Origin of the sequence: Bifidobacterium sp. UTBIF-78, assembly GCF_006408945.1 — a bacterium.
Lineage (GTDB): Bacteria > Actinomycetota > Actinomycetes > Actinomycetales > Bifidobacteriaceae > Bifidobacterium > Bifidobacterium myosotis.
Window position 1 is genome coordinate 1 of sequence record NZ_JFAO01000075.1, and the last position, 5,922, is coordinate 5,922.

Sequence of the window (5,922 nt, forward strand, 5' to 3'; positions counted from 1 at the left end):
GACAAAGTAAATTTTATATATTCCGAAGAATCTCGAGACGCGTGCGGACCGTTATCCGTCCAATGTGGATAGCGGTCCGTAACGTATTTCATTTCACCCTAATCACGACGGAACAAATCACGGGTAAATACCTTGCCACTCACATCAGTAAGATCTATATTCCATCGATTGGCTACGATGATATCTGATTCCGCTTTGAAATGTTCCAAATCATGTGTAACCAGCGAACCAAAGAAGTAAGGATCATTCAGTGTGGGCTCATAGACGATGATCGTTAGGCCTTTTGCCTTGAGACGCTTCATCACTCCCTGGATTGCAGACTGACGGAAATTGTCAGAGCCGGATTTCATGGTGAGGCGATAGATGCCAATGACCGGATTTTCGATGCGTGAGACGCGGTCAAGAATCTCGTCCGCGATGAAATCCTTACGTGTTCGATTTGCCGCTACAATCGCCCCAATCAAATTCTGCGGAACCTTGTCGTAATTAGCCAACAGTTGTTTGGTGTCCTTCGGCAGGCAATAACCACCATAGCCAAAGCTGGGGTTGTTGTAGTCGCTGCGAATACGGGGATCAAGACATACGCCGGTGATGATTGATTGCGTGTCAAGGCCACGGGACTCAGCGTAGGTATCTAATTCGTTAAAATAAGCTACACGAAGTGCCAGATACGTGTTAGCGAAAAGTTTGATAGCTTCGGCTTCAGTCAGACCGACCACCAATTCTGGAATGCCCGAGGTGCCATCTGGATTAGTCCGTTGCATTTCTTGAGGATCTGCGCCTTGTGCGAGCAGGTTCGCAAAAACGCGGGCGGCGGCAACGGCTTGTTTGTTATTTTGAGAAGCTCCAACCACAATTCGACTTGGATGAAGATTGTCGTATAAAGCATGTCCTTCCCGCAGGAACTCCGGAGAGAATAGAATGTGGTCGTCGTCTAATCGCTCGTGCAACTGCTGGGTATATCCAACGGGAATAGTGGACTTGATGACAATCCATGCATCAGGAGAATAACGACGCACAGCTTCAATTGCTGCTTCAACACTGGATGTGTCAAAGTAGTTTTTCTTCGGATCGTAGTTCGTGGGAGTTGCAATCACCGCATAATCAACATTCGTATACGCTTGGGATGGATTTAACGTCGCATGGAAATTCAGCAGTCGTTCTCCGGATGCATTCGCTTTCAGAAAATCGGAGATTTCTGCATCCACAATTGGGCTGACGGCTTGATTCAGTAGCTTCACTTTTTCTGGGATGATATCCAGCGCGTGTACTTCGTTGTGCTGCGCCAGCAACAGCGCTACAGACAACCCTACATATCCGGTTCCCGCAACTGCGATTTTCATACTCAGATTCGCTTTCTGATGCTAACCATCGTTGTCGGTTCCTCATGCTGTACATGGTGACGCTTTCACATAGTAGTCTGGCTCAGCCGCAGATGACAGGGGTTGACCGTTACATGCACATTTCATTAACCGAGTGCCGCGAGGCCTATCGGCTGTAAAAGGAATGGTTGCAACAGGGCATCCCATGCCAGTATTATGGCGAATGCGGCGCAGAACGACGTGCCCGAGTGAGAGAATAATCGATATATTGGAAGATGTCCCAATCAAACCGATTGGATATAGGCGCATAAAATCCCGATTGCATATGCCCTTTTGGATCCGGCTTTTGATAGCTTGGTTGAACACTCTTGTAGCGTATAACAATGATTGCGTAATACGTGAAAGGAAGTGCTAGCGCAGTTGAGGAAAGCCATAGAGAGCGTTGGCGAAGGGCTTTTCGCGCTTATGCATCCATAAACGCAGCAGACATATTTCCTCAGTACGAGAGCAATCAGCGTTACAGCGAGTAGTAACAACAAAACCAGGAACCCCGGATTGAACAGTTCCCAACCGTTCACCATGCTTTGAATTGCGTCATGATGAAGTGTAAAGGGAATGGTCTCGTCTTCTGTTCCGATAAGAATGTCTTGTGCCGGGATGCGGTGAAACGTCCGCCAATGATGTCCCTGCGAATTGACCTTGTTGCAAATGCGAATGATTTGAGCATCGCCAGTATTGGAGAAGCGGAAACGTATGGTATACGTAATGGGTGCTATGGTTCGACGGGACACCCATTGTCTTGGGCCTGCGACGCAGGCTAGGTTGAGCAGGTAGGTTATTATGGCGGATAATCAAATACAAAATCGTATTGTGCGTGTAATGATCAGCACTATAGCAGTGGTTGTTATCGTTACCGTTATAACGGTATCTTATGGTTATCTGAATTTGCGCCATAATGCTCAAGCAGCTGCGGCGACGCCCAACGCGCTATCCTCAGTGCAGGCAGAAACTGTGACATTGCCTAACTATTACAAGGAAAACATGGTTTTCCAGCGTAATAAGCCGGTTGTTGTTCGAGGCTCAACCACGCCAAAAGCCTCCATAACTGTCTCCATGGATGATGGGAAACATGCAAGATCGCTTACGACCGCGGCGAATCAGCAAGGATTGTTCACTGCCAGTTTAGAATCGCTGCCGGCGCAGCTGAAGCCATACACATTGACTATCACCAGTATGGGAAACAAGCTGTTCGCCATACGGAAGACCTATGTCGGGGATGTATTTGTGGCCGCGGGGCAATCCAACATGGAGCTGAACTACAACCAAGCTTATGGTTCCGACTCCATCCGCCAAGAAAACATGCAGGACGTCATCACCACTGCTGACCTTCCGAACACGATTTCTGACAGCCACGTGTTTTTCCTTACTACCTCGCACGTAAAAAGTAATTACGACGAAGAAGCTGTGAATCTTCCGTTGCTTTCGTATAACGACGATGGTTGGCTTCCGGCGAATCAGAGCAATGCCGAGAATCTCAGTTATCTTGCCCAGTTCTTTGCCGAGTATCTGCGGAAGGATGATTCTAATGTGCCTATTGGAATTATCCAAACGGCTTGGGGCGGCTCTCCCATCAAACAACATATGGTTGGTGGAGAAATATATGGTACGCATATCGCTCCGCTAAAGGGCTTCAATATTGCTGCTGTGCTCTGGTATCAAGGGGAAACCGATGCGGGGAATCCTAGTGATGTTGCCTCATATTCGACTAATTTTGTAACGCTGATTAATCAATATCGTGAGGTATTCCAAGATTCCGAGCTACCGTTCCTGTATGTACAGCTGGCCCGATATGACGAAAATGTGGATACGGCCGGAATTCGTCAGGCGCAATTAGACACGCTCCATGCCACCGGGACTTTGAAAAACGTTGCCATGACTGTTTCCATTGATTCGGATAAAGGCAGCAGCGAGCTCATCCATCCTCTCGGCAAGGATATCTTGGCATACCGTATGGCACGTCAGTGGGAAGCAATGCGCGACAAGGCGTCTGTGCCGGAAAGCCCATTGCCTGAGCGTGCTGTGCAAACCGATAAAGAAGGCTCCATGGTTACTATTTCCTTCTCTGGGGCCACCGGCAAGGGCTTGCGGACCATGTCTCCCGTATATTCATTGGATGCTACGGCGACGCATGTGGCGGATGATACGGATGATCCTTTGCAGGGGTTTGAAGTGGCTGGGGCCGATGGAAAATTTAAATCTGCCTCTGCTTCCATAAAAGGCGATAATACTGTTGTCGTCACATCCAAAGAAGTTCAGAATATTAGACAGGTACGTTATCTCTGGCGTTCCAACCCTACCGATAGTGTACTGCTCTACAATGGTTTAGAATTACCGGCTAGCCCATTCCGCTTGGGTATTTCTGAGTCCTAAGTTGAAGCATATGCTTCCGTATGACGGTAATTTCATAGTTTGTATGATTGAGGTTGCTTTTAGCTGCTGAAGTGAGTTGAACAGCGCCGGACAAAATGGGGAGTGGCATTCGACGCGTTTGGGCGCCGATACGGTGACCAGGGGATGAAGGAATCAAATATCGTAGGTAAGCGATTCCGATTCCGCGATTCGTGCATATAGGAAACCGCATCTTCCGATTATCGGATTTGAATTACTTCAGTCCGACAATCGAAAGACGCGGTCTATTCAACCGGTTATTTCCCGTTTTGTTGTGTGGTGTTATTTGATGACGTTCCAGGCGGTGCCTTCGTCGTTCCAGCCTGCAGCAACGTCCTTCTGAGCCTCGGCCTTGTCGGTGGTGTAGAAGTGCTCGCCCGTGTTCGGGTTGTACAGGCGGTACAGGGGCACCTTCGCGTCCTTGGACACGTGGAAGGCGACGCCCTCGTCATGCCAGCCGGCCTTGACCGCGTCGTCGAACTCCTGCTTGTCCAGCGTGTAGAAGTGCGACCCGTCGTTCGGGTTGTACGCGCGGTACACGGGATCGCCCTTCGACGTGGTCACGAACGCGATGTCTTCGTCCTTCCATCCGGCGGCCACCAGGTCGTCGCGCTCCTTGGCGCTGGCCGTGTAGTGGTGGGAGCCGGCCCGCTTCTCATTCGGATTGAACAAACGATACACCGTCACGTTTTCGCTCGGCGTACCCTCGGCAACCGTCACGTCCGTCCAGCCCTGCAGGGCGCCCGTCTCGTCGGTCAGCGCGATCTTGTGCTCGCCGGAGAAGCCGTCGGGGATGAACGCATCCACGTAGTACTTGCCCGCATCATCTTTCTGGACCAGCAACTCGGGGCCACCGTTCTGCGCACTGACGAGCTTGGTCGGCTCGGAGTAGATGTAGCCGTACCAGAAGCAGGACGTGTCGTCGGCCTTGCAGCTTTCCTTAAGGTCGTTAATGTAGATGCGCGCGGACTTGCCAGCCTCGACTTTGCCCGCGTTGTCGCCATCACCCGCTTCGATATTGCCCTTCGTGTCCGACGTCAGATCACCTTCGGGAATACCCGCAGGCTCAGCAGTAGTCGTAAAATCAGGGACCTGCGAGGTGAGGCCATCTCCAAAACCGATGGATGATCCGTCTTTCATGTCCACATGCAGGCCTGCTATCGTGGAGCGAATATCAATAGGCGTCGTCTGTCGGACTCCCTGAGCCCAGAGATTCTCGAATGTGACAGTGAGGGCGTTTGAGTTGTTGCCGTACGTGCTGCTGGGCAGCAGACCAATGACAGGTAGGGAGATGGTGCCGCTCAGCGACTTGCCATCCCAAGCCTTATTCTGGAATCGATAGTAGCTCTGTCCGGAATACTTGGCCGCGACGTATTGTCCTCCGTTCGCGTCGGGGAGCGTGAGATCGAAATCACGCACTCCGTACACCCTGTTGTAGGCGGCCTGGGCATCCTGCGGGCTCATGTTGGTGAGATCGGAATCGTTAAGCCCATGGTCACAGGTGCTGTCGCCCACACCCCAGGCATAAGGGAGCTTGCGGTTCTCAATCGGCGTCATGGAAGTGTAGCGTTCCACAGTAACGACGAAGCAAACGTTCTTGATCTGGTCGGCAGTGACGCCGGTGATATTCCAGTCATAAGTCACGTTCGCCGTGTGGGAGCCCACCTCCGAAACCTTCACATTGCTGGTGGAATACGACGGGTACTCGTCAGCCTGCGCTACGCTGACTCCCCCCCCATTACCATTGCCAGCGCGGCGCCGAGCGCGACGATGGCTTTGCTGATGCGCTTCATCGCAGTACCTTCCTTCTTCTCGAAAGATGAGTATCACTATCTTCGTGATGCAGGTATGCATCACTGTATCCAGTCTAGTGATGGTGGTGTTTCGTCCGCATGTTCCCCATCGCGTGTTGAGCGGTCGTTCATGGATAATTCAAGCAATATTCATGAATGGCTGATTTGGATGCGGCAGAGCTTTCAAGCAGGGTGATGGCCGGCGGTTATTCTGTGCGGACGTTTACAGTGTAGCTCGGCCCGGACGCCGGTGCGATGGCCGGTAAGATGAGAAATCGAACATTGCAGGTGAGTGATTCGGCGGGTTGCAACGACCGTCGTCGCGAGAAAGGTTGTGTGGCGAATGACAGTATCGAATC

General features: G+C 51.2%; 3 protein-coding genes. 1 reads left to right on the forward strand and 2 read right to left on the reverse strand.

Going from position 1 to position 5,922, the window contains the following annotated elements; genetic code table 11:
* Window positions 1–98 precede the first annotated feature (98 nt).
* Window positions 99–1,343, reverse strand: coding sequence for a nucleotide sugar dehydrogenase (locus BG22_RS10645; protein WP_140495433.1), 1,245 nt, complete (start codon window positions 1,341–1,343; stop codon window positions 99–101).
* An 819-nt stretch (window positions 1,344–2,162) separates the two neighbouring features.
* Between BG22_RS10645 and BG22_RS10650 the strand changes: the two genes are divergently transcribed.
* Window positions 2,163–3,752 carry a sialate O-acetylesterase gene (locus BG22_RS10650; protein ID WP_258186348.1) on the forward strand — a complete coding sequence of 530 codons (1,590 nt, stop codon included), beginning with the start codon at window positions 2,163–2,165 and terminating at the stop codon, window positions 3,750–3,752.
* A 300-nt stretch (window positions 3,753–4,052) separates the two neighbouring features.
* Here the strand turns inward: BG22_RS10650 and BG22_RS10655 are convergent, their stop codons facing one another.
* Window positions 4,053–5,450 carry a hypothetical protein gene (locus BG22_RS10655; protein WP_140495435.1) on the reverse strand — a complete coding sequence of 466 codons (1,398 nt, stop codon included), beginning with the start codon at window positions 5,448–5,450 and terminating at the stop codon, window positions 4,053–4,055.
* Between the last annotated feature and the right edge of the window lie 472 nt (window positions 5,451–5,922).